Source organism: Stutzerimonas frequens, assembly GCF_024448335.1.
In the GTDB taxonomy this organism is placed as follows: Bacteria; Pseudomonadota; Gammaproteobacteria; order Pseudomonadales; family Pseudomonadaceae; genus Stutzerimonas; species Stutzerimonas frequens.
This window is the reverse complement of record NZ_JAMOHM010000006.1, coordinates 192100-214936: the sequence shown is the minus strand read 5'-3', so window position 1 is coordinate 214936 and position 22837 is coordinate 192100. Positions and strand designations below refer to the sequence as shown.

Genomic DNA, 22837 nt, shown 5'->3' with positions numbered 1-22837 from the left:
ATCGAGCCAATCGCTAGCCTGACTATCGGGCTTTCTTTGCGGGGAACGATCATGACTGGCGACGAGATCGCTGATTGCTACCGGGGCTACATCGCCTGTCTGAACGCCAGGCGCTGGGCGGAGCTGGAGCGCTTCGTCGATGACGAGGTGCACTACAACGGCCAGTTCGTCGGGCTGGACGGCTATCGCCAGATGCTTGAGGCCGACGTTCGGGCGATCCCCGACCTGCAGTTCAATATCGGGCTGCTCATCGTCGAACCGCCCCATGTGGCGGCACAGCTGCGGTTCGATTGCACCCCCACAGGCGAGCTGTTTGGCTTTGCAGTGAATGGCAGGCGAGTCGTCTTTACCGAAGACGTCTTCTACGAGTTCCTCGAGGGAAAGATCCGCAACGTGTGGTCGGTAATCGACAAGGAGGCAGTTGGCGATCAGCTCTGAGGACGATGACAGCTCGCATCCCATGTGGGCGAAGACAAACGCGTGGTAATCGCGCCCGTTCATTTTTCCGCTTCGGCACGCACCGCACGTCATGACCCTTCGTTGGTTCCACGGCTTTCGCTGACGCGACACGGAAGTCGCTCAAGCGCCCGCACTCTTCGCCGATATCGGAAGCACAACTAGATCGATTGGATGCCCTGCATGTTTAGTAGCCGCTTGAAAAAGGATTTGGAAGCCAAGGACGCCGAGCTGGCGATCCTGCGCCAGCTCATGGGCAAGATGAACAGTGACATGCTCTCGCTCACGCTGGATGCAGATTCCAGGATCTGCGCGTTCAATGATCGATTCGCCCGAACCTTGGGTTACTCGCACGGGCACCTCCAAGGCCGCCCTCTGGCCGAAATCGTTCCGCCCTATGTGAAGAACCTGCCCTGCTTTCACAACTTTCGCGCCGCCGTGGCCAAGCTCGAGCCGATCAGCGATGACTATCGCTACCTGCGAGCCGATGGCAGCCTCGCCTGGCTGAAGATCCACTGGTATCCCATCGCATCCGCCGACGGAAAGCTTTCGCATATTCAGGGCTTCGGCAGCGACATCAGCGAGGCCGTATACCGGGCGAAGGAGAACGAGGCATTCATCAGCGCCCTGCTGCGCTCGACCGCGGTTATCCAGTTCAATCTGGACGGAACGGTGGTCACGGCCAACGAGCAGTTCCTCCAGACCATGGGCTATTCGCTCGCGGAGCTCAAAGGCAAGCACCACAGCCTGTTCTGCATGCCGGAAGATGCCGCTTCGGCCGATTACAAGGCTTTCTGGCAGAAGCTCAATCGCGGCGAGTACATCGCCGACCGTTTCAGGCGTGTCGACCGCAATGGCCGTGAGGTCTGGCTGGAGGCGACTTACAACCCGGTGCACGACACCGAAGGCAACCTCTACAAGGTGGTCAAGTTCGCCAACGTGGTGACCGATCAGGTCATGCGTGAAGCCGAGGTGCGACAAGCCGCGGGCGTCGCCTACGACATCTCGCTGCAGACCGACGTCAGTGCCGAGCGCGGCGCCAGTGTGGTGAAGGACACCCTGGTGACGATGCAGAAGATCACCGACCAGGTGCAGTCCGCCACCGATGGCATCGAGGCGCTCGGCAAGCAGTCGCTGCTGATCAGCTCCATCGTCCAGACCATTGGCGGCATCGCCGCACAGACCAACCTGCTGGCGTTGAACGCGGCCATCGAGGCGGCCAGAGCTGGCGACCAGGGTCGCGGCTTCGCGGTAGTGGCCGACGAGGTTCGGCAGCTGGCTGCGCGCACGAGCACCGCTACCGACGAGATCGTCAATGTGGTGCAACAGAACCAGGCGCTGGCCGACGAGGCGGTGCGCAACATGTTCGCCAGCCGCGAACAGGCGGTGCAGGGCCTGGGGCTGGCCAACCAGGCCGGTGCGGTGATCGTCGAGATTCAGGACGCCGCCAAGCAGGTGGTCAGCGCGGTCGAACGGTTCGCCAAGGAACTCTGACGACCTAACGCCAGGACACGCCCCCGGCCCCTGGAGCTGTTACGGCTGCTCGACATGCGCGGCAAAGCCGACCTGCGCTGGCGCCACGTCGGCCCTGAGCGTTAGCGCCGGAATGTCGTAGTCGCCGCCGTTCTGTTTGCGATAGGCGATGGGCTCAGTGCGCCAGAGGTGGTCCAGGCGCTTGCCCAGTTCGTCGCGGAGTGTCTCGAATCGGGCCGGATCGATACGGCTGGTCCGGTGCACCAGAAACGCTGGCAGCACATCGAAGCCCGGGTAATGCAGGATGCCGTGATGAATGGGGAACAGTAGGTCGTCGATGGGCCCGTTGATCCCCCGCGGGCTGTAGTGTGATTCCCAGCCACCGGTCGTCACGATCAGCATGGCCCGCTTGCCCACCATCGAACCCTCGCCGTAACGATCGCCCCAGCGCGCATCCGAGTGCTCACCGACGCCATAAGCGAAACCGTAGGCATATACCCGGTCGACCCAGCCCTTGAGGATTGCCGGCATCGAGAACCACCAGAGCGGGAACTGCAGGATCAGCGCATCCGCCCAGCGCAGCTTGTCCTGCTCGGCCGCGATGTCAGAACTCTGCCGGCCACTGGCGAACGCGCGTCGGGAATCCTCGGAAGCATCGAAACGCGCTTCGGGGTCGCGATCCAGGCTGTCGCCGGCATCGATCGCGGCCTTCCAACCCATGGAATACAAGTCGGAAACCTGGACCTGATGGCCAGCCGCCTGCAGGCGTTGTACGGCGAATTCCTTCAGCGCGCCATTCAACGAGCGCGGTTCGGGATGGGCATAAACAAGCAGAACATTCATGGGAAACCTCCGTAGCGGGACGGCTGCAGAATGTGGCTTGCCGAGGTATGTTTGAAATGAATAAGCCATATCTCAGGTATTGCCGTGAATAATCTCAGACGCCTCGATCTGAATCTGCTGGTGACCCTGGACGTGTTGCTGGCCGAGCATAATGTCACCCGCGCCGCAGAGCGTCTGAATTTTTCCCAGCCCTCGGTGAGCGTGCACCTGGCCAAGCTGCGGGACATCTTCGACGATCCTCTGCTGATACCTGGGCCACGAGGCATGCGGCCGACCGCACGGGCTGAAGCCTTGCGCGAGCCCCTGCGTCTGGCGCTGGAGGCGCTGGAGCAAGCCGTCGCCCCAGCCAGCCCGTTCGACCCTGGCGCGGCGCAGAACGTCTGGCGCATCGCAGCCAGCGACTATGGCGAGTCCGCCATTGTGCTGCCCGCTCTGGCCGGCCTGCGCACCGCCGCACCGGGCACACGCATCGCCGTGGTAGAGATGCAGCCTTCGCGCATCGCCCGCCAGGCTGAACAGGGTGATATCGACCTCGCCTTACACACCGTCGACGGATCGCCATCCAACCTGCGCCGCCGCGTTCTGTTCACCGAGCGTTACGTGCTGGCCGGCCGTGCCGGGCATCCGCACCTGCGGCGACGGCCGACGCTAGAGCAGTTCTGCGCACTGGATCAGGTGATCGTCTCGCCGGATGGCGGCGGCTTTCACGGTGCCACCGACGATGCCCTGGCCGCGCATGGTCAGCAACGACGCGTGGTGCTGTCGGTGCCGCACTTCCTGTTCCTGCGCTCGGTGCTGGAAAGCACTGACCTGGTGGCCATGCTGCCCGAAAGGCTGGTTGAGGGCGCCGCCCTGCAGGTCGTCGAGGCGCCGCTGGAGATTCCCGGCTACGAAATGGCCATGCTCTGGCATGAGCGCGCCCACCGCGACCCGGCCCATCAATGGCTGCGCGAGCAGATCGCTAATGCGGTATAGCCGCCTTACCAGGTAACTGCCGGCCGGGATGCAGCGGCGTGAAAACCGATGTGGCGCTGCGGCGGCGCCTGAGGCGCCGCCGCCCTTCTTACGCCGAGAGCTTCTGGCTGAAGTTGTCGGCCGGCTTGCCGATGTCGAGCCGGTCGGCGTTCATCACCTTGTCCCAGGCCTTGACGAAGTCGTGGACGAACTTCTCGTTGCCATCGGCCATGCCGTACACCTCGGCCTGGGCACGCAGTTCCGACTGCGAGCCGAAGATGAGGTCGACGCGGGTGGCCGTCCAGGTGGGCTGGCGAGTCTTGCGGTCCAGGCCCTGGAAGCGGTTCTTGTGCTCGGTGGCGGTCCACTCGTTCTTCATGTCCAGCAGGTTGACGAAGAAGTCGTTGGACAGCACGCCGACGCGCTGGGTGAACACGCCTTCCTGGCTACCACCGGCGTTGGTGCCCAGCACGCGCATGCCGCCAACCAGCACGGTCATCTCCGGTGCGCTCAGGCGCAGCAGGTGCGCCTTGTCCACCAGCGCTTCCTCCGGCGCCATGAAGCTGGACTCGTGGTAGTAGTTGCGGAAGCCATCGGCCGCCGGGCGTAGCGCTTCGAAGGACTGCGCGTCGGTCCACTCCTCCTCGGCATCCATCCGACCTGGCGTGAACGGCACGCTGATGTCCACGCCGCCGTCCTTCGCCGCCTTCTCGACCGCCGCGCAACCGGCTAGCACGATCAGGTCGGCCATGGAGACTTTCTTGCCGCCGGTGGCCGAAGCGTTGAACGCGCTCTGGATCTCGCCGAGCTTCTCCAACACCTTGGCCAGCAGTGGCGGGTTGTTGATTTCCCAGTCCTTCTGCGGGGCGAAGCGGATGCGTGCACCGTTGGCGCCGCCGCGCTTGTCGGAACCCCGGTAGGTCGAGGCCGACGCCCAGGCCACCGACACCAGTTCGGAGACGGAAAAGCCCATGCCCAACAGCTTTTGCTTCAGTGCGGCGATGTCGCCCTCGTCGATCAGCGGATGGTCGCACTCGGGGATCGGGTCTTGCCAGATCAGCGGCTCCTTCGGCACCAACGGGCCGAGGTAGCGGCCGATGGGGCCCATGTCGCGGTGCGTCAGCTTGAACCAGGCCTTGGCGAAGGCGTCGGCAAACTCGTCCGGGTTTTCCAGGAAGTGCCGGGAGATCTTCTCGTACTCAGGATCGAAGCGCAGCGACAGGTCCGTGGTCAGCATGGTTGGCTTGCGCTTCTTGTTCGGGTCGAAGGGGTCCGGAATGATTTCCGGCGCGTCCTTGGCTTCCCACTGATGCGCGCCGGCCGGGCTCTTGGTCAGCTCCCACTCGAAGTTGAACAGGTTCTCGAAGAAGTAGTTGGACCAGCGCGTCGGGGTCTGGCTCCAGATCACTTCCAGGCCGGAGGTGATCGCATCGGCGCCGATGCCGGTCTTGAAGCGGCTGCGCCAGCCCAGGCCCTGGTCCTCGATCACCGCGCCTTCCGGTTCCGGCCCCATCAGCGAGGGATCGCCGGCGCCATGAGTCTTGCCGAAGGTATGGCCGCCAGCGATCAAGGCCACGGTCTCGTAGTCGTTCATGGCCATGCGCGCGAAGGTTTCACGGATGTCGATGGCCGCCGCTTTCGGGTCCGGGTTGCCGTTGGGGCCTTCCGGATTCACGTAGATCAGCCCCATCTGCACCGCACCCAGGCCGGGGTGCAGCTGGCGTTCACCGCTGTAGCGCTCGTCGCCCAGCCAGGTGCCTTCCGGCCCCCAGTAGAGCTCTTCCGGCTCCCAAGTATCGGCGCGCCCGCCGCCGAAGCCAAAGGTCTTGAAGCCCATGGATTCCAGCGCGACGTTGCCGGTGAGCACGAACAGGTCGGCCCAGGACAGCTTGCGGCCGTATTTCTGCTTGATCGGCCAGAGCAGGCGCCGCGCCTTGTCCAGCGAGGCGTTGTCCGGCCAGCTGTTGAGCGGGGCGAAGCGCTGCTGGCCGCCGCCGGCGCCGCCGCGGCCGTCGGTGATCCGGTAGGTCCCGGCGCTGTGCCAGGCCATGCGGATGAACAGGCCGCCGTAGTGGCCGAAATCGGCTGGCCACCAGTCCTGCGAATCGGTCATCACCTTGTGCAGGTCGGCGATCACCGCGTCGAGATCGAGCGAATTGAAGGCGGCGGCGTAGTCGAAATCGCCACCGTAAGGATTGGAGCGTGGGGAATGCTGGTTGAGCGACGTCAGGCTGAGCGCCTCGGGCCACCAGTCCCGGTTGGTGATGCGCTTGCGTGGCGTGCCGGCACCATGACCGAAGGGGCAACCACCACTCGCGCTGTTTTCTCCAGACTCGGCGTTCATCTTCTGTTCCTCACGGCTGGTTATGGTCCAGGTGCGCCCAGGCACCGCTCAGGAAAACGTAGCACCGGGATCGAAGGGCGGATGCGAGCGGAACGCCGGCTTACCCTGTTCCGGTACGGCCGGATGCCGACGCACGTGCGGCAAAGCCCCGATTTAGACGCGTTACGTAGTCCGACAACGTCCCTGTAGCGACGACCATGAAACTTCCCTATCGAGGTGATAGAAGGTCTTTCACCTTGAGCAGGATCCCGTGCGTGGACAACGCTTCGCTTGTTGCTGGAAGATGTCCGCCGATCGAGCCGCCTGCCGCCAGCCAGGCCCTTGCATGAAGGGCGGCGACTTCAGCCAACGTGAATTGAACGAGCACAGCATGAAGACACTTTCGACTCTGGGCATTGCCCTCGCCCTTGCCGCACCTGCGGCACATGCGCAGCAATTGCAGGTCACGCTCAACGGGCTGCAGCATGATCGGGGCCAGGTGGCCGTGGCGGTGTATTCCGATGCCAAGAGCTTCCGCAAGGACAACCAGGCCTTCACCGCACGGAAGGCCAAGGCCGAAGCCGGTACCGTGACCGTTACATTCGACGATGTGCCGCCCGGCCGCTACGCCGTACTGGCCTATCACGACGAGAACGACAACGGTCGGCTGGACCTGCGCTTCGGCATGTTCCCCACCGAAGGCTACGGACTATCGAACAACCCAAAGGTGATGGGCCCACCGTCCTACGAGGACAGCGCCTTCGCGGTGACCGCCGACGATCCCGCACAGATTGAGCTGAAGATGCGCTACTAGCGACCGTCGACTCGGCCCCGACTCGCCGCCAACGGCTCGCGGTCAAACGCGGCGATCGCTCAACGACAATTACCGGCACAACCGCCGCGGGCACAGGCTGGGGCTTCCGGGTTCTTCAGCACCCGGCTGTTCACCACCCCGGCGGCGGTCATCAGCCGGGTCACCGGCGCATCGTCTGGAATCGACACATCCTCGGCCAGCGCACAGGCGGCGCGCAGCTCGCCCCAGGTCTTCGGACGCAGGGCCATGGGATGGCGGACTTCATAAACCTGACCGTTGGCTTCGCAGCGATAGTCGTAGGTCGGCATGGTTTTCCCCTCGTTTGTTGCGCAGATCGGCTCAGGGCTCCGTTGCCCGGCCGCGGATCACGCATGATTGTACGAGCAAATCCGTCCCGCACTCAGCTCCTGCCGCGCTGCGCCGCGCCGGTTGGCGCCCTCGCCAGCAGAAACTTGCGGACAGCATCCACAAATGGCAACACGATCAGGCTGTAGAGCGTCAGGTAGCGGAACAGCAAGTAGGCAACGGCATAGGACACCCCGAGGAAAAGCAGGCCCAGCCGACCGTTGAGGTCGAACAGGCTGCTGAACTGCAGCAGGATCGGGTCAAGAACATAGTGCTGGAATGATTCGGAAACGCCCACGCCCGGCCGCCTCGGAAAAAAGGTGGCAGATTATAGAAGCGTGCGGAACCATTCGTATATGCGAACGCTTATCAGACAAAAGTTGCAGACGACTTGCTCGTCTCGGTGCGGTTACCCATCAGCACGCGGCAACGGAAACAGCCCCGCCGTAGCGGGGCTGCGGGTGATTCGACAGGGAGCGCCGGCCCTCCACGAAACGCGAACAGCGCTTACTTGCTCATCACCAGGGCAAAGCCCACCAGGATGCCGGCCAAGGCTATCAGCCAGCCGATCCGGTGGGCGCGATTCTTTTCTGCTTGCCGGACGGGGTCGACGGGCTTCTTCTTTCTCACGATGGGGCTGCCTCCATTGAACACTGCTGCTGCGCAGCGCGCCTTTTTAGGCTGGGCAGCGCCAATTGTCCAGTCGGGGTGCCAAGCGTCGGGCGGCCAGGCCAGGATTATCCGAGCGGGCTCTGACCCGGACTCGCTTCGTCGTCGGAGTCGTCATCCGGCTCGGTATCGTTCTCGCCCGAATCCGGAACATCGCCGTATTCGTCGTAGTCCGGCGGCGTCAGGCCGTCCTTGAGCGGGTCGTCTGGGTCGATCATGGCAGCGGGCCTTTGCTGGTGGCGTGTAGATAGCCTTGGAGCCGCCGACCGCGCCGGAGGTTCGCCAGAACCGGCAAAACTCATCCATCAATCGGCCGCCGACAGCGCTTCGATGATGCGGCACTCGCGGACCGACGACTCGCTGCAGCCTGCCAGGCGCTGCAGCTCCGCTTCGAGCCGCTGCAGGTCGGCGATGCGCTGACGTACCTGCACCAGATGCGTCTGTACCAGGCGATCGACGTCGGTGCAGGCATGTCCCGGCTGGTCGGCCAGCTCGACCAGCGTGCGGATTTCGTCGAGGGAAAACCCGAGCTCCCGCCCGCGCTTGATGAAGCGCAATCGGGCCGCGTCCTGCTCACTGTAGGTGCGGTAGCCGGACGACGTCCGCGCCGGCGCCGCGAGCAGCCCGATGCGCTCGTAGTAGCGGATGGTTTCCACGTTCACCGCGGTGGCCTGACTGAGCTTGCCGATGGTTAGAGGCATGACTTGACCCTGTAGCTGCTACAGGGTTTAGCGTATCGCCATCGACATTTCGAGGCGACGTTCATGGCAGGAAATTGCTGCAACAGTGGTTGCGCCAGCGCAGCGGTGCGCGGGCGTTATCGGCGGGTTCTCTGGATCGCGCTGCTGATCAACCTGGCGATGTTCGCTGTCGAGATCGGCGCAGGCGTGCGCTCGGGATCGGTATCGCTGCTGGCCGATTCGCTGGATTTCTTCGGCGATGCGGCCAACTACGGTGTCAGCCTGTTCGTGTTGGGCCTTGGCGTGGTGATGCGCGCGCGAGCGTCGCTGGCCAAGGCGCTGACCATGGGTCTGTTCGGCGTGTTCATCCTGGTGGTCGCGATCGACAACTTCATCGATGCCAGCGTGCCGCAGGCCACGACCATGGGCATCGTCGGCACCATCGCGCTGCTGGCCAACGTCACCGTGGCGCTCATGCTCTATGCCTACCGTGAAGGCGACAGCAACATGCGCAGCGTCTGGCTGTGCAGCCGCAACGATGCGCTGGGCAATCTCGCCGTGATGCTCGCGGCGCTGGGTGTGTTCGGCACCGGCGCGGGCTGGCCGGACCTGATCGTGGCCAGCATCATGGCGCTGCTCTCGATCAGTGCAGCCGTGCAGATCACCCGCCACGCCCTGGAAGAGCTGCGCTCCGAGCGGATGGCGGTCAGCGATGTGGAGCGACGCGCGTGATCCCGCGGGGCACGCGCGACTAAGCCTCGCCACGAGGGCGAGCGCGCTCGCGAAGGAACGCCACCGGCGCCGAGCCGTCGGCGTTCAGCTGGAGGATCTCCCGCGGCCTGCCCTGCTCGTCCAGCACCAACAAGCCGATGCCCGAGCCGTTCCACAGCCGCTCGCCGGCCTGACTGCGGTCCGGTACGCGCGGCACGACTTCCAGCCGGCGGCGCTTGGTCAGCCAGTTCAACGGCGACCAGGGTGCATACAGCCAGCGGTTGAGGCGGTCGAACCAGTCCAGCAGGCGCCGCGGGAACTCGTTCTTCACGCCGCTGCTGGTGATCTGCCACAGCTGAGGTGCGGTATCGCGACCGCGAATGTGCACTTCGTAGACGAACGAGTAATGCACGTCGCCGGAGAGGACCACGTAGTTACCGGGCGTACGTGAATGGCGGAAGATGTTCATCATCACGTGGGCCGCGCCGCGGTGCGCCATCCAGTTCTCCGCATCGACCAGCAACGGCTGGCCGGCCCAGCTGAATACCCGCTGCACCGCCTCGATCAGCTTGACGCCGAACATCGGCGCCGGCGACACGATCAGCACCGCCGGCTTGTCGAGGATGTTCTGCTGGAATTCGCTCAGCGCCTCCCAATCCATCAGGCCGGACGGTCGACTGAGGTTGCGCTCGCTGCGCCAGCGCCGGGTGCGGGTGTCGAGCACCACCAGCGGCGGATCGGTAGGCAGCTCGTAGCCCCAGCCGTCGAGATGCAGCAGGGTGTCGATGAAGCGGTTCTGCTCGACGCAATCGAGCCAGCCGTCATCCACACTGGCCAACAAGCGCTGCATCTGTTCCAGCAGCGCGTCGAATCGCTCCGGCTGGTTGCCCCAGGCCTGGCACAGCAGGTAGGCGATCAGCGCGTTGCCGATGATGCGCCGCGAGAACGGGTGCTCGTAGGCGGTTTGCTCCCAGCGGGCCGACAGGTTCCAGTCGTCGGTGATGTCATGGTCGTCGAAGATCATCAGCGACGGCACGTGCGCCAACGCCCGCGCTACCCGCGGCAGGCCCTCGCGGAACGTCAGCAGGCAGCGCTCTTCGCAGCGATAGCGCTCGGCGTGCTCTGACTCCAGCGCAGGCATGACCGGCGCGATCAGCGACCAGGGCGTCGGCGACCAGACTAGCAGGTACAGCGCCATGACTTCGGCCAGGCTGATGAGGTGGTTCTGCCCATTGGCGGTGGTGAACACCGGCTTGTCGACACCACCGAAGAAGCGCTCGCGCAGCGCCTCGTTGGATTTGAACGCCGGCAGCAGCTGCTCGCGGTGGTAGTAGGTCGCCGGATGCGCCATCAGCTCGTCGCTGTCATCCACCACAGCACCTTCGAGACGCTCGCAGTAGAGGCCGAGACGGCGCACCAGCGCGTGGATGGCTACCAGCATCGGCCCTGCGACGTCGTCGGCATAGACCTGGTCGCCGGTCATCAACAGCACGGCCGGGCGCGCCCCCGGATCGCCCAACGCATCGTGCAGCAACTCATCCACGCACAGCAGGCCATCCGCGGCGGCGTGGTGCGGTTTGCGGCAGGAGCCGTGCAACAGGCGGTCGAGCCGCGACTTGATGACGAAACTCGGCGCTTTTGCGTCGCCGTAGAGCAGATGCGGTGCCCAGTCGGCGATGCCCTGCTGCGTTGAGCCGGTGTGGATGAGCAGGTCGTAAGCGATCAGGCAATCGCTGGGCAACGGCGCCGGTGGCACGGCCTGGATCAGGTGCAACACCGCGTGTTCACCGATTGCCAGGCGCTGGCAGTCCAGCTGTTGCGGCGGTATGTGGCACTGCAGCCCCCCGGCCGGGCTTTCGAGCAGCAGCGACAGCGTCAGCGATCGCGAAGCGACCAGCCACAACACGATCCGGCCAGGCTCGACCCGACGCAGCAACGGACCGGCAAGCACGGGCGGGAGGTCATGGGTTGGGGGTATATCGCTCAAGGGTAGACCTGATTACTGGAACGAGGACTCTCTGACAGCGGGCCGCTGCCGAACGCTCCGCGGTGGAACGGCCGCCAGCGTCGTCGATCAGGGCGCACCGAACATCGCCGTCCAGTAAATGGCCGCATCGCTCTGCGGATCGACCGCATAGGCGGCACCAAGCTCGCTGAACTGCGGGTTCATCAGGTTCGCGCAATGCCCAGGGCTGGCCAGCCAACCCTCCAGCACCTTGCGGGCGGTCGGCAGCGCGGCGGCGATATTCTCGCCCACCAGCCTGCCCGTGTAGCCGGCCAGTTCAGCGCGATCGCCAGGGGTGCGCCCGTCCTCGCCCAGATGGCTAAAGAAATTGCGATTGGCCATAGCGCGGCTGTGTGCTTCGGCCGTGCTACCGAGCGTCTCGTTCCAGCTCAGCGGCCCGGCTGCGGCGAAATCCTGCGTACCGCAGCGCCGGGCCGATGCCCGCGCCGTATTGATCTGTTCCAGCAGTTTCTGCCCTTCGGCCTGCCAGTCGCCGAGGCGACCATCGAGCAGCGGCCGCGCCACCACGATGCGCCAGTCGCGACCTTCGCGGCTGACGCCTATATCGGTGAACTGAGGATCGAGGATCACCCGGCAGAAGCTTTCGCGCAGCGCCTGCATCGCCGCCTGAGCATCCCGCGGCCCGGACAGCGTGATCGCCTGCACCGTGACCATCGGGTAGCCGGCGCGGGACAAGGCATCCTGCAGATCACCGGCGGCACCGACCGGCAGGTTCAGCCGGGAATCGGCCGTGAGTGGCGGCAGTTCCTCGCTGGCCTTGCTGCCGCAGCGCTGTACCTCGCCACGGTAGGCATTGACCGACTCGATCAGCCGGGCCTCCTCGGCGGCCGCGACGCCGGCAACGCACAAGCTTGCCAGCAGCAGGACGGATGACAGAACACGCATGACAGTTCTCCAGCGATGGCCCTGACGGGACGGCGCGCACCCGGCGCGGAACAGCCGCCATGGTGCGCGACGCGGCCGAGCTTGTCATCACCAGCCGGCACAACGCCACCGGCTGGGCGCCTTGCCCGGCCTTGGCTATGATCGAACGCCATGAACGATCATCCACCGCTTCGCCAATCCTGCCCGCCCGGCACCTGCACCTGCCGGCGCGACGAACTGCTGGAAACGCCCGGAGCGGACGTGCGCATCCTGCGTCTGACCCGTCACGAGGAACGCCGCCTGCTGGAGCGACTGGAGAACCTGCAGAGCCTGGAGGACCTCGAGCGACTGCAGCAGCGCATGTTCGACCAGTTGGGCATTCGCGTCAGCGTGAGCCCTGGGCACAACGAAGTGCGCAGCATGCGCGGCATCGCCATCGAGTTCGCCGAGCAGCCAGGCCTCTGCCGCAAGACTCGCCCGGCCATCGCGGCCGCCATTCGCCGGGGTCTGGAAACGCATCCGGAAGTCGCCTGGCGCCTGCTCGATGCGCATGACTTGCTGGGTGGGCTCTGAGCGTGCGTCCCATCACGATCACCCTGCCCTCGCTGCCATGCACGGTTTCATAGCCAAGCCTGCCGCCGCCTGCCCCCTTCGAAAAAAATCCGTTGCTGCCGCTTGACCCTCACGCAGCGTCAGCCCCGACGATCCCTGCCGTGCGAAACGAAAAGGAGACATCAATGTTGCTCAAGGTAGGCGAACTGGCCAGGCGCTCCGGCGTGACCGTCCGAACGCTGCATCACTACGACAACCTTGATCTGCTCAAACCGTCCGCACGCTCCGATGCCGGTTATCGGCTCTACGACCGCAAGGACGTCGAGCGCCTGCATCACATCCAGGCACTGCGTGGCCTTGGCCTGTCGCTGACCGACATCGGAGCCCTGTTGAACCAGCGCGCGGTTTCCCTGCCCGGACTGATCGACCAGCAATTGCTGCAGCTTAATCGCCAGTTGCAGAGCCTCCAGCGCCTACGCAGCCGATTGCACAGGCTGCGCGAGCGCTACGTCCTGGGCGAGGAACCCGCGCTGACCGACCTACTGGATACCCTGGGATCGATGATCATGTACGAGAAGCACTTTTCCGCCGACGAACTGGCCAGGCTGGCCTTCACCGAACGCCTCGACCAAGGCATCAGTGCCTGGCCCGCCCTGGCTGAGCAGGTCAAGGCACTGATGGAGGCCGGCGTGCCGACGCAGGCCGAGCAAGCACAGCGGCTGGCGCGGGACTGGATGATCCAGCTCGAGCGCGACACCGCGCAGGACCCGACCCTGCTGACCCGGCTCGACACCATGCACGCAGCCGAGCCCGGGCTGCAGCAGCGAACCGGCGTCAGCCAGGCCATGCGCGACTATGTGCTGGCGGCGTTCGCCGAACACCGCCTGGCGATCTACCGTCGCCACCTGACGGACGACGAGTTCGCCCACATGCGCACGCATTACGCCGCAAGCCTGCGCCAATGGCCGGAACTGCTCGCGCAGCTTCAGCGCTGCCGTAGCGAGCGTCTCCCGCCGGAGCACGAGCGGGTGACCGCACTGGCCCGCCGCTGGGGTGAGTTGTTCAACGCCTACGCCGGCCCGAACGCCGACACCCAGCGCCGAATCCAGCAGGCCGAGCAGCAGGAACCGGAGTTGCAGGCTGGTACCTGGGTAGCGCCCGAGCTGATCGACTACCTGCGGCAGGCCATGACGGCCCTGATGCAGCACGGCCGCAACTAGACAGACCGCCAGCGATGAGCCTGCGTGCCGGCCACGCAGGCTCCCGCCTCGCCGGCAACAGATCGTCGCCAACGGAGGCGTTGCGCATGGACGCTGCGCAGCAAGTCTTTACAATGCACGACCTCGAAACACAGCCGGTCCGTGCCCATGTCCCTTCCCAAGCACCATCTCGAACTGCTCGCCCCTGCCCGTGACGCCGGCATCGCCCGCGAGGCCATCCTGCATGGCGCCGACGCGGTGTACATCGGCGGCCCCAGCTTTGGTGCCCGGCACAACGCCGAGAACAGTGTGGCCGACATTGCCGAGCTGGTGAAATTTGCCCATCTGTTTCACGCGCGGGTATTCGTCACGCTTAACACCATCCTGCACGACGACGAACTGGAAGCCGCGCGCGCGCTGATCCAACAGCTGTACGAGATCGGCGTTGACGCGCTGATCGTGCAGGACATGGGCATCATGGAGCTGGATATCCCACCCATCGAGATCCATGCCAGTACCCAGACCGATATCCGCACGCTGGAACGGGCCAAGTTCCTGGACAAGGCCGGTTTCTCGCAGCTGGTCCTCGCCCGCGAGCTGAACCTGCAGGAAATCCGCGCGATTTACGATGAAGTGGATTCGACTCTGGAGTTCTTCATTCACGGCGCCCTCTGCGTCGCCTTTTCCGGGCAGTGCAATATCAGCCACGCGCAGACCGGGCGCAGCGCCAACCGCGGCGACTGCTCCCAGGCCTGCCGCCTGCCCTACACGCTGAAGGACGATCAGGGCCGCGTGGTGGCCTTCGAGAAGCACCTGCTGTCGATGAAGGACAACAACCAGAGCGCCAACCTGAGCGCGCTGGTGGATGCCGGCGTGCGTTCGTTCAAGATCGAGGGGCGCTACAAGGATGTGAGCTACGTGAAGAACATCACCGCTTACTACCGCCAGCGCCTGGACGGCATTCTTGCCGAACGCCCTGACCTGGCCCGCGCCTCCAGCGGCCGCACCGATCACTTTTTCGTACCGGACCCGGACAAAACGTTCCACCGCGGTAGCACCGACTACTTCGTCACCGACCGCAAGATCGACATCGGCGCCTTCGACTCGCCGACCTTCACCGGCCTCGCCGTGGGTGAAGTGCTCAAGGTCGGCAAGCATGACCTGACCGTGCAGACCCGCGAGCCGCTCTCAAACGGCGACGGCCTCAACGTGCTGATCAAGCGCGAGGTGGTGGGTTTCCGTGCCAGCGTGGTCGAGCCGCTGAAGCAGTTCGAGGAGGACGGTCAGCCGTTCTGGCAGTACCGCGTCGAACCCAACGAAATGCCCGCCGCGATCCGCCAGGTGCGCCCGAACCACCCGCTCAACCGCAACCTGGACCACAACTGGCAGAACGCACTGCTCAAGACGTCCGCCGAGCGCCGCATCGGTGTGCGGTGGCTGGCAAAATTGCGCGCCGATGAGCTGGAGCTGCATGTCACCAGCGAGGAAGGCGCCTATGCCACGGCCACCCTGCCCGGCCCCTTTGGCGAAGCGAAGAAGCCCGAGCAGGTGCCCGGCCAGATCGCCGACCTGCTGAGCCAACTGGGCACCACCATCTACCACGCCGAAGAGGTCGAGGTGGATGCGCCGCAGGCGTTCTTCATCCCCAACTCGCAACTCAAGGCGCTGCGCCGCGAAGCCATCGAGGCACTGACCGAAGCGCGCGAAGCCATCCGCCCGCGCGGCGGGCGCAAGCCGGTCAGCGTGCCGCCGCCGGTCTATCCAGAATCGCACCTGTCGTTTCTCTACAACGTCTACAACGAGAAGGCCCGGACCTTCTATCACCGTTACGGTGTGCAGCTGATCGACGCGGCGTACGAGGCCCATGAGGAAACCGGCGAAGTGCCGGTGATGATCACCAAGCACTGCCTGCGCTTCTCCTTCAATCTGTGCCCGAAGCAGGCCAAGGGCGTCACCGGCGTGCGCACGAAGGTCGCGCCGATGCAGCTGGTGCACGGTGACGAGGTGCTGACGCTGAAGTTCGACTGCAAACCCTGCGAGATGCACGTGATCGGCAAGATGAAGGGCCACATCCTCGACCTGCCGCAGCCGGGCAGCGCCGCCAGCGTGGTCGGCCAGATCACCCCGGATGACCTGCTCAAGACCATTCGCCGGGCACCGCAGGCCTGACAGCCGGCCGGGCAGCCACGAGCACGGCTGCCCCGGCTCATGTCCACACACATTTGCGCCGGAACCATCCCCGGCCACCTCGCGCCAAAGATTCATGGCCTTTACCGAACCATCCATGAATCGCAGCTCCGCTGCCCGACACGAGGTGATCCATGAAACAGATTCTGATCGCAGCATTCGATCGCTACGAGCAAGCCCAACAGGTCAAGCAGACGCTCGTGCAGCAGGGCATCGCCGTCGAAGACATCCAGCTGTCGGCGTCCATGAACCCTGAGCAGGTCAATAGCAGCCGCGTGGAGGTGGTTGGCGAGGAGCCCGCCCCGGATGCCACCGCGGCCGAACATATCGGCAATTTCTTCCGCAAGGTCTTCGGCGATGGTGCCGCCGCCCACGCTGGTCGTTACCCCGAGGCGGCGCGCCGCGGATCGACGATCGTGACGGTATCGCTTGAGGATGAAGCGCGGGTGCCGGCGGTGGAGCGGATCATGGAGCACAACGGCGCCATCGATATCGACGAGCGCAGCGCAACCTGGGGCGACGACGCCACGCCGGTCACCGCCAGCACCGAGACGCTGACCACCGGCTACCCGGACGCCACCTCCATCAGCGTCGACGAACGCGAGCTGGACGGCACGGCGACGCCTGAGCGCGGCCAGGAGCTCGCCAGCATCCCCGGTCGCACCGAGAACGAGAAGGCCGCGCGGCGCGACAACACCGCCGGGCGCGTGCGGATCATTCCGCGCTGAGCCGGCGCAACATCACCTGGAGCGTCAGCGCATTTTCCAGCGCGGCGCCGCTGGCGGTGTTGTCGAAGATGCACCAGCAAGGCACACCCGACCTCGCGCAGTCTTCCAGCTGTTCGGCCAGGCTTTGCAGCCACTGGTCGGCGTAGGACGAGTGGTAGACGCGTGGCGAGCCGTGCAATCGGTAGTAGCGCATACCCAGCCAACCACCCGGCTGGTCGCCACCCAGGATTGGCGAAGGGTCCGCGGCGACCCGCGCAATACGCCAGTGGGCCAGCTGCGCATCGGCGTCGAGCCAGCTGGCATGCCGCGGCTCCAGCGCCAGGGCACCGCCGTAGCGCTTACGCAAGCCTGCAAGGAAACCCTCGGCCATCGGACGCTCGTAGACCAGCGACGGCGGCAGCTGCAGCAACAGGCAGCCAAGGCTGGCACCCAGCTCGCTGACTTCAACGAGAAAGCGCTCGAGTTCTTCCATGCCCCCGTGCAGGCGTTTGTCATGACTGATCTGTCGCGGCAGCTTGACGCAGAAACTGAACCCGGCCGGCACGCTGGCGGCCCATTTGCGGTAGGTCGCCGGGCGATGCGGGCGGTAGAAGGATGAATTGATTTCCACCGCTGGCAGCCGCCGGGCATAGCGCTCCAGATGCGTGCCGTCTCCAGTGAACTCCGGCCAGACGGCACGCGGCAGACTCCAGCCGGCGCAGCCGAGACGAATGGCTTCGCTCGGGTTCATCGACACTTCACGCCTTCCGGTCCGGCGCGAAGTCGGCGCTGTGCTTTAAACTTCGGCGCTTCTCCGCCATATCCACATGGTTCACTCATGAAACATCGCCTCGTCACGCCCTTCCAGATCCTGATTCTGGTGCTGTCGATCTATGTGGTCGGTGCGCTGATGGCCGATCTGCTGCTCGATCTTCCCGACGACATCTCGACACTGCTTGGCTATCTGGACAACATCGTCTGCTTCTTTTTCTTTCTCGATTTCTGGATGCGTCTGCAGCAGGCCGAGAGCAAGCGGCAGTTCATGCGCTGGGGCTGGATCGATCTGTTGGCCAGCATTCCAGCCGGCGGCTTCCAGGCGGCGAAGCTGTTCCGCGTGTTCCAGCTTTTGCGGGTGCTGCGCGCGATCAAGTCGGTGCGACTGATCTGGCGAATCCTGTTTCGCAATCGCGCTGAGGGCATCGTCGCCTCCGCTGCCACCGCGACCATGCTGCTGGTGGCGTTCGGCGCGCTGACCATGCTGCTGGTCGAGGCGCCCAATCCACAGAGTTCGATCAATACGCCGGAAGAGGCGCTGTGGTGGGCGTTCGTCACCGTGACCACGGTCGGCTACGGCGACTTCTATCCGGTCACCACCCTGGGCCGTATCGTTGCGGTGCTGCTGATGGTGTCCGGAGTCGGTCTGTTCGGCAGCTTCGCGGCCTACATCGGTTCGCTGTTCGTCGCCGACCGCAACGAGGAAGACAACCGCGACCAGCTGGCCGACCGCGAAACCCTGCAGCGACTACTGGTACAGGTGGAATGCCTGACTGAAGAAGTGCGCAGCCTGAAGCTGCAGCTGGGGGACGATCGCCGTGACGATGGCGATGCGGCAGAGCGAGGGGTTTGATTTGTACGTATCGTCGACCAAAGCGCACAGTCTGCCGAGCAAACGAGCGCAACGCGAGTCGTACAAAGAAGACTGATCAGCAAAGGTGTCGATCATGGCCAAGACCGGGGGCAAGCAGTTCAAATCCATCAGGCTCGAACGTCTGGCGCGCTTCCTCGACTGGGCAACGGCGCGATATCCGGAATTCACCGCGAAGAAGCATCACCAGGAAAAGTGGTTCACCCCGTACATCGGCTACCCCATCGTCGGCTTGGCTCGCGCGGCCAAGGCGTTCTGGTTGGGGCTGCATGGGCAGGCGGTGGATGAACTGCTGGCGGCACCTGCTGCAGACGAGTTGCTCGATCGGGTCGTCAGCCGTGATCTCGGCGAGATCCACTGCAGCGTGGATGTGTTCGGCAGCGAGAAGACCTTCAGCCTGGGCTCGCCGGTCCATCTGCTGGAGCCGGACTGGGCGCTGCGTCTGGACGATAGCCCGCGGCGCGACGATTTCGCCGACAACCTGAAACAGGCCGTGCAGCGCTATGTGCGCAATCGGCTGCAGGTGCTCGAACGGCCCTTCTCCGAAATGGACGAGGACGAGCGGCAGCGGTGCCTGGCGCGCATCCGCCCGGAACTGCCACGGGTTGATGAATTTCTGCCGCATGCCATCGCCACCCTCAACGAGATTCGCCATGAGCTGCGCTACGTGGTGGCCTTGCAGCGCGACAATCTCACCCTCGAACTGCCGCGGCGGGTTCCTTCCGGCCAGGATCATCTGCTCAGCGTGGCGGAAGTCGAGGCCTGGAAGCGCCAGGATCGCGACGAGCTGCAGGCCACCTTCGAGCGCATGCTCGAGCTCGCCGGCGATTTCGACCTGCAACTGCTCGGGCACAAGCGTCTTACCGAGCTCATCGCCCTGGAACCCGGCCGCATGCGCAAGGCGATCCGTGCCGCCCGCCGCGAGCACGAGGAAAAGATGGCGTTTGCCGTGCTGCTGGAGAACAACCCGCGCTTCGTCCACTACCACAAGCTCTACCCGGCCCGGCGCCTGACGCGACGCTGGACCGCCCTGCTCGGCCCGACCAATAGCGGCAAGACGCACCGCTCTATCGAGGCGATGGCTGCGGCCGAGCACGGCATCTACCTGTCGCCGCTGCGCCTGATGGCGCTGGAAAACCAGGAGCGCATTGAGGCGATGGGCGTGCCCTGCTCACTTGTGACCGGCGAGGAAGAAATCATCCGCGAAGGCGCCACACACTTCTGCTGCACCGTGGAGGAGTTCGCGCGTTTCCGCCATCAGCATTGGGATGTGGTGGTGGTCGACGAGGTACAGATGATGGCCGACTCGCAACGTGGCTGGGCCTGGGTCGATGCACTGGTCAGCGCCCATACGCCGCAACTGATGATGACCGGGCCAGCGCTGATCGAACCCTCGTTGCGCACGCTTTGCGATCTGTGCAAGGACAAGCTGGTTGTGCAGCGCACCAAGCGCCTGTCCCCGGTTGAAGTCGCCCGCCACGCCACGACGCTGGAAAGGCTGGAACCCGGCTCGCTGCTGGTGGCGTTCAGCCGCAAGCTGGTGCTGGAGCTCAAGGGCATGCTCGAGAGTGCCGGCAAGAGCGTCTCGGTAGTCTACGGTGCGCTCTCGCCCGAGGTCCGACGCGACCAGGCCAGGCGCTTCCGCGAGGGCGAGGCGGACATCATGGTCGCTACCGATGCGGTCGGCATGGGCCTCAACCTGCCGGCGCACACGCTGTGTTTCTATACCGATGAGAAATTCGACGGCATCCAGAATCGCCAGCTCAAGGTGCAGGAGGTCAAGCAGATCGGCGGCCGCGCCGGGCGTTTCGGTCACCACGACAGCGGCGAGATCACCGCGCTGGACCCGCAGACGCTCAAGTCCATCCGCCGCCTGTTCAACAGCCCGGATGCGCCGGTGGACCTGAGCCAGTTTCAGGTGCGCCCGTCCATCGATCACCTGTCCGCCATTTCCGAACTGATGGGCGAGCCGAGCCTGCTGCGCGCCTGGCTGACCTTCAACCGCAACATCAATTACGGCGAGGCGTTCATCTCGGTGCTGCCGGACGAACTGGCCGAATGGATCGAACTGATCGACGACCCGAAGATTCCGCTCTGGCTGCGCTGGACGTTCGCCTGCACGCCGATCCGCGGCGGCTTCGACAGCCCGGCCAGTCAGCATGCCCAGCGTTGGATCAAGCGAGTCGCCGAAGGCCACGCCATCCCGATGCCCAAACTGCTGCTCGGCAGCGATTTGGCCAGCCTGGAAAGCACGCTGCATGTGGTGGAAACCTACCTGCACCTGTCCCGTAGCCTGCCCGAGCATTTTCCCGAGCACGACGACGGTGAAGACGCGCGCAAGCTGCTCAACGATGCCATCACCCGTGAACTGTCACGCCAGCGCAAGCCACGGGCAGCACGACGCGGCGGCCGCAAGGCCGGACGGCGACGCTGAGAATTTTCGCCAACCACGATCCAGCCAGGTCGGCCGCTCTATAATCGCCGCTTTGCTGCCGAACGCGAGCCTGCCATGCCGATCAAGTACGCCCGTCGTCTGACCGATCGTCGACGGACCGTCCATAGCAATCGCCAGCTTGGCCTGTGCCTCGCCTTCGTAGCGGGGGCCGCCAATGCCGGCGGATTCATCGCCGTTCAGCAGTACACCTCGCACATGACCGGTATCGTTTCGGCAATGGCCGATAACCTCGCGCTCGGCGCCACCGACCTGGCCCTGGCCGGCTTCGGCGCACTGCTCTCGTTCATCCTCGGCGCGATGTGCTCGACGCTGATGATCAACTTCTCGCGGCGGCGCCGGCTGCACAGCCAGTACGCGCTACCGCTGGCGCTGGAAGCCGCACTGTTGCTGCTGTTCGGCATCCTCGGCGCGCGGCTGATGTTGGTTCCCGGGTTTTTTGTGCCGCTGACCGTGGTCCTGCTGTGCTTCATCATGGGCCTGCAGAACGCGATCATCACCAAGCTTTCCAACGCCGAGGTGCGCACCACCCATATCACCGGGATGGTGACCGATATCGGCATCGAGCTGGGCCGGCTGATCTACTTCAACCGCAATCGTCATGACGACATGCCACCGGTGCGGGCCAACCGGCAGCGCCTGCGTATCAACCTGCTGATGGTGATGAGCTTCTTCGTCGGCGGCTTGAGCGGCGCCATCGGCTTCAAGCATTTCGGCTTCATCGCCACGGTCCCGCTGGCCGCCTTGCTGTTGGCACTGGCGCTGGTGCCGATGGCTGACGATCTGCTGCTCGGCTGGCGCCTCTGGCGGCGTCGGCGCTAAGACACCGACGGTTTCCAATGCCTACAGGTTGGAAAGGCTGCATCGGTCACGGCTAAGACGCGCAGCGACAGCAGGCACGCTCATTTGTTCCCGCAGCGCGCCCGTAAAATGTTCGAATTTTTACTTTGACAGCGGCTTTTATTGCCTCTAAGTTTTCGTTTCCGAACAATTCCGAACCAACGCAGTGCTCGGAATAAAACAAAAACAAACGAACGAGGCTCCGCGCATGAGTACGCCCATCGTCCCGACGCTCAAGGGACAATGCATCGCCGAATTTCTCGGCACTGCCCTGCTTATCTTCTTCGGTACCGGCTGCGTCGCAGCGCTCAAGCTCGGCGGTGCCGACCTGGGGCTGTGGGAAATCAGCATTATCTGGGGCATCGGCGTTTCGATGGCGGTGTACCTCGCCGCCGGCGTCTCCGGTGCCCACCTGAACCCGGCTGTCACCATCGCACTGTGGCTGTTCGGCACCTTCGAGCGGCACCGCGTTCCGGCCTACATCCTGGCGCAGGTGGCCGGCGCCTTCTGTTCTTCGGCGCTGGTCTACGGGCTGTACAGCAGTCTGTTTTTCGATTTCGAACAGGCCCAGCAAATGGTTCGCGGCAGTGTCGAGAGCCTCGAACTCGCATCGATCTTCTCCACCTACCCCCACGCCTCGTTGTCGTTCGGCCAGGCATTTCTGGTGGAGGTCGTCATCACCGCCATTCTGCTGGCGATGATCATGGCCATCACCGACGACGGCAACGGTCTGCCCAGCGGCCCGCTCGCACCTTTACTGATCGGCCTGCTGATCGCCGTGATCGGCGGCGCAATGGGACCGCTGACCGGCTTCGCGATGAATCCCGCGCGGGATTTCGGGCCTAAACTGATGACCTTCTTTGCCGGCTGGGGTGACGTGGCCTTCACCGGCGGGCGAGACATCCCGTATTTCCTGGTTCCGATCTTCGCCCCGATTCTCGGTGCCTGCCTCGGCGCTGCAGGTTACAAGGCTCTCATCTGCCGACACTTGCCAGGCGTCGGATCGGCCGCCTGCGATGCACCGAAACCCAAGGAAAAGGCCACTGCCGAAATGGGCTCCGCGCAGCCCGATGTCAGCAAAGTTCGCTAAGGAAACG

23 protein-coding genes are annotated in these 22837 nt (G+C 64.5%); 13 read left to right on the top strand and 10 right to left on the bottom strand.

The genetic code is table 11. From position 1 onward, the window contains the following. The first annotated feature begins 51 nt into the window (after nucleotides 1-51). Nucleotides 52-438, top strand: a complete 387-nt coding sequence (locus NAO55_RS11140; protein WP_102840904.1) for an ester cyclase — start codon at nucleotides 52-54, stop codon at nucleotides 436-438. A 201-nt stretch (nucleotides 439-639) separates the two neighbouring features. Beyond that, complete coding sequence (locus NAO55_RS11135; RefSeq protein ID WP_102840903.1) at nucleotides 640-1950, top strand: methyl-accepting chemotaxis protein; 1311 nt, start codon at nucleotides 640-642, stop codon at nucleotides 1948-1950. Nucleotides 1951-1989: 39 nt separating this feature from the next. Here the strand turns inward: NAO55_RS11135 and NAO55_RS11130 are convergent, their stop codons facing one another. After that, nucleotides 1990-2772: an NAD(P)H-dependent oxidoreductase gene (locus NAO55_RS11130; protein ID WP_102840902.1), complete on the bottom strand. Its 783-nt coding sequence runs from the start codon at nucleotides 2770-2772 to the stop codon at nucleotides 1990-1992. An 84-nt stretch (nucleotides 2773-2856) separates the two neighbouring features. On the opposite strand from NAO55_RS11130, the gene NAO55_RS11125 reads away from it, so the two are divergent. Beyond that, the gene (locus NAO55_RS11125) at nucleotides 2857-3747 is read left to right on the top strand and encodes a LysR family transcriptional regulator (RefSeq protein ID WP_102840901.1); all 891 of its coding nucleotides are present in this window, start codon (nucleotides 2857-2859) and stop codon (nucleotides 3745-3747) included. A gap of 88 nt (nucleotides 3748-3835) precedes the next feature. On the opposite strand, the gene katG is transcribed toward NAO55_RS11125, so the two are convergent. Beyond that, a complete protein-coding gene (gene katG / locus NAO55_RS11120; RefSeq protein WP_102840900.1) occupies nucleotides 3836-6070 on the bottom strand; it encodes a catalase/peroxidase HPI in 2235 nt (744 codons plus the stop codon). Between the two features lie 370 nt (nucleotides 6071-6440). On the opposite strand from katG, the gene NAO55_RS11115 reads away from it, so the two are divergent. Continuing rightward, entirely contained in the window at nucleotides 6441-6863 is a 423-nt protein-coding gene (locus tag NAO55_RS11115) for a DUF2141 domain-containing protein (RefSeq protein WP_102840959.1), read from the top strand. Nucleotides 6864-6922: 59 nt separating this feature from the next. On the opposite strand, the gene NAO55_RS11110 is transcribed toward NAO55_RS11115, so the two are convergent. The 5 genes from NAO55_RS11110 to NAO55_RS11090 form a co-directional block, all read right to left on the bottom strand. Beyond that, complete coding sequence (locus NAO55_RS11110) at nucleotides 6923-7171, bottom strand: FmdB family zinc ribbon protein (RefSeq protein WP_063543918.1); 249 nt, start codon at nucleotides 7169-7171, stop codon at nucleotides 6923-6925. A gap of 92 nt (nucleotides 7172-7263) precedes the next feature. Continuing rightward, nucleotides 7264-7506: a hypothetical protein gene (locus NAO55_RS21010; RefSeq protein WP_232244543.1), complete on the bottom strand. Its 243-nt coding sequence runs from the start codon at nucleotides 7504-7506 to the stop codon at nucleotides 7264-7266. Between the two features lie 209 nt (nucleotides 7507-7715). Continuing rightward, nucleotides 7716-7838, bottom strand: coding sequence for a cytochrome c biogenesis protein ResB (locus NAO55_RS11100; RefSeq protein ID WP_218276905.1), 123 nt, complete (start codon nucleotides 7836-7838; stop codon nucleotides 7716-7718). Between the two features lie 107 nt (nucleotides 7839-7945). Continuing rightward, complete coding sequence (locus NAO55_RS11095; protein ID WP_180981651.1) at nucleotides 7946-8095, bottom strand: hypothetical protein; 150 nt, start codon at nucleotides 8093-8095, stop codon at nucleotides 7946-7948. Between the two features lie 87 nt (nucleotides 8096-8182). Then, entirely contained in the window at nucleotides 8183-8578 is a 396-nt protein-coding gene (locus tag NAO55_RS11090) for a MerR family transcriptional regulator (protein WP_102840899.1), read from the bottom strand. A gap of 63 nt (nucleotides 8579-8641) precedes the next feature. Between NAO55_RS11090 and NAO55_RS11085 the strand changes: the two genes are divergently transcribed. Then, complete coding sequence (locus NAO55_RS11085) at nucleotides 8642-9289, top strand: cation efflux transmembrane domain-containing protein (protein WP_102840898.1); 648 nt, start codon at nucleotides 8642-8644, stop codon at nucleotides 9287-9289. A gap of 19 nt (nucleotides 9290-9308) precedes the next feature. On the opposite strand, the gene NAO55_RS11080 is transcribed toward NAO55_RS11085, so the two are convergent. Together NAO55_RS11080 and NAO55_RS11075 are read right to left on the bottom strand one after the other, a co-directional pair. Continuing rightward, the gene (locus NAO55_RS11080) at nucleotides 9309-11219 is read right to left on the bottom strand and encodes a metallophosphoesterase family protein (protein ID WP_102840897.1); all 1911 of its coding nucleotides are present in this window, start codon (nucleotides 11217-11219) and stop codon (nucleotides 9309-9311) included. A 123-nt stretch (nucleotides 11220-11342) separates the two neighbouring features. Then, on the bottom strand, nucleotides 11343-12179 hold the full coding sequence (locus NAO55_RS11075) for a CAP domain-containing protein (RefSeq protein WP_102840896.1): 837 nt from the start codon (nucleotides 12177-12179) through the stop codon (nucleotides 11343-11345). Nucleotides 12180-12329: 150 nt separating this feature from the next. Between NAO55_RS11075 and NAO55_RS11070 the strand changes: the two genes are divergently transcribed. The 4 genes from NAO55_RS11070 to NAO55_RS11055 all read left to right on the top strand — a co-directional run bounded on the left by NAO55_RS11070 (nucleotide 12330) and on the right by NAO55_RS11055 (nucleotide 16824). Further along, entirely contained in the window at nucleotides 12330-12731 is a 402-nt protein-coding gene (locus NAO55_RS11070; RefSeq protein WP_095461156.1) for a hypothetical protein, read from the top strand. A 164-nt stretch (nucleotides 12732-12895) separates the two neighbouring features. After that, on the top strand, nucleotides 12896-13930 hold the full coding sequence (locus NAO55_RS11065) for a MerR family transcriptional regulator (protein ID WP_102840895.1): 1035 nt from the start codon (nucleotides 12896-12898) through the stop codon (nucleotides 13928-13930). Between the two features lie 147 nt (nucleotides 13931-14077). Then, nucleotides 14078-16078, top strand: coding sequence for a peptidase U32 family protein (locus NAO55_RS11060; RefSeq protein WP_102840894.1), 2001 nt, complete (start codon nucleotides 14078-14080; stop codon nucleotides 16076-16078). Nucleotides 16079-16230: 152 nt separating this feature from the next. Further along, complete coding sequence (locus NAO55_RS11055; protein ID WP_102840893.1) at nucleotides 16231-16824, top strand: hypothetical protein; 594 nt, start codon at nucleotides 16231-16233, stop codon at nucleotides 16822-16824. Here the strand turns inward: NAO55_RS11055 and NAO55_RS11050 are convergent. Next, nucleotides 16811-17554, bottom strand: a complete 744-nt coding sequence (locus NAO55_RS11050) for a DUF72 domain-containing protein (RefSeq protein WP_102840892.1) — start codon at nucleotides 17552-17554, stop codon at nucleotides 16811-16813. The two genes, NAO55_RS11055 and NAO55_RS11050, sit on opposite strands and share 14 nt — an antisense overlap. Nucleotides 17555-17641: 87 nt before the next feature. Here NAO55_RS11050 and NAO55_RS11045 point away from each other — a divergent pair, with 87 nt between their 5' ends. The 4 genes from NAO55_RS11045 to NAO55_RS11030 all read left to right on the top strand — a co-directional run bounded on the left by NAO55_RS11045 (nucleotide 17642) and on the right by NAO55_RS11030 (nucleotide 22830). Next, entirely contained in the window at nucleotides 17642-18430 is a 789-nt protein-coding gene (locus tag NAO55_RS11045; protein WP_102840891.1) for an ion transporter, read from the top strand. Nucleotides 18431-18524: 94 nt separating this feature from the next. Continuing rightward, on the top strand, nucleotides 18525-20882 hold the full coding sequence (locus tag NAO55_RS11040) for an SUV3 family DEAD/DEAH box RNA helicase (protein WP_102840890.1): 2358 nt from the start codon (nucleotides 18525-18527) through the stop codon (nucleotides 20880-20882). 75 nt (nucleotides 20883-20957) lie between these two features. After that, nucleotides 20958-21722 carry a YoaK family protein gene (locus NAO55_RS11035; RefSeq protein ID WP_014819958.1) on the top strand — a complete coding sequence of 255 codons (765 nt, stop codon included), beginning with the start codon at nucleotides 20958-20960 and terminating at the stop codon, nucleotides 21720-21722. A 226-nt stretch (nucleotides 21723-21948) separates the two neighbouring features. Next, nucleotides 21949-22830, top strand: coding sequence for an MIP/aquaporin family protein (locus tag NAO55_RS11030; protein WP_102840889.1), 882 nt, complete (start codon nucleotides 21949-21951; stop codon nucleotides 22828-22830). The last annotated feature ends 7 nt before the right edge of the window (nucleotides 22831-22837 follow it).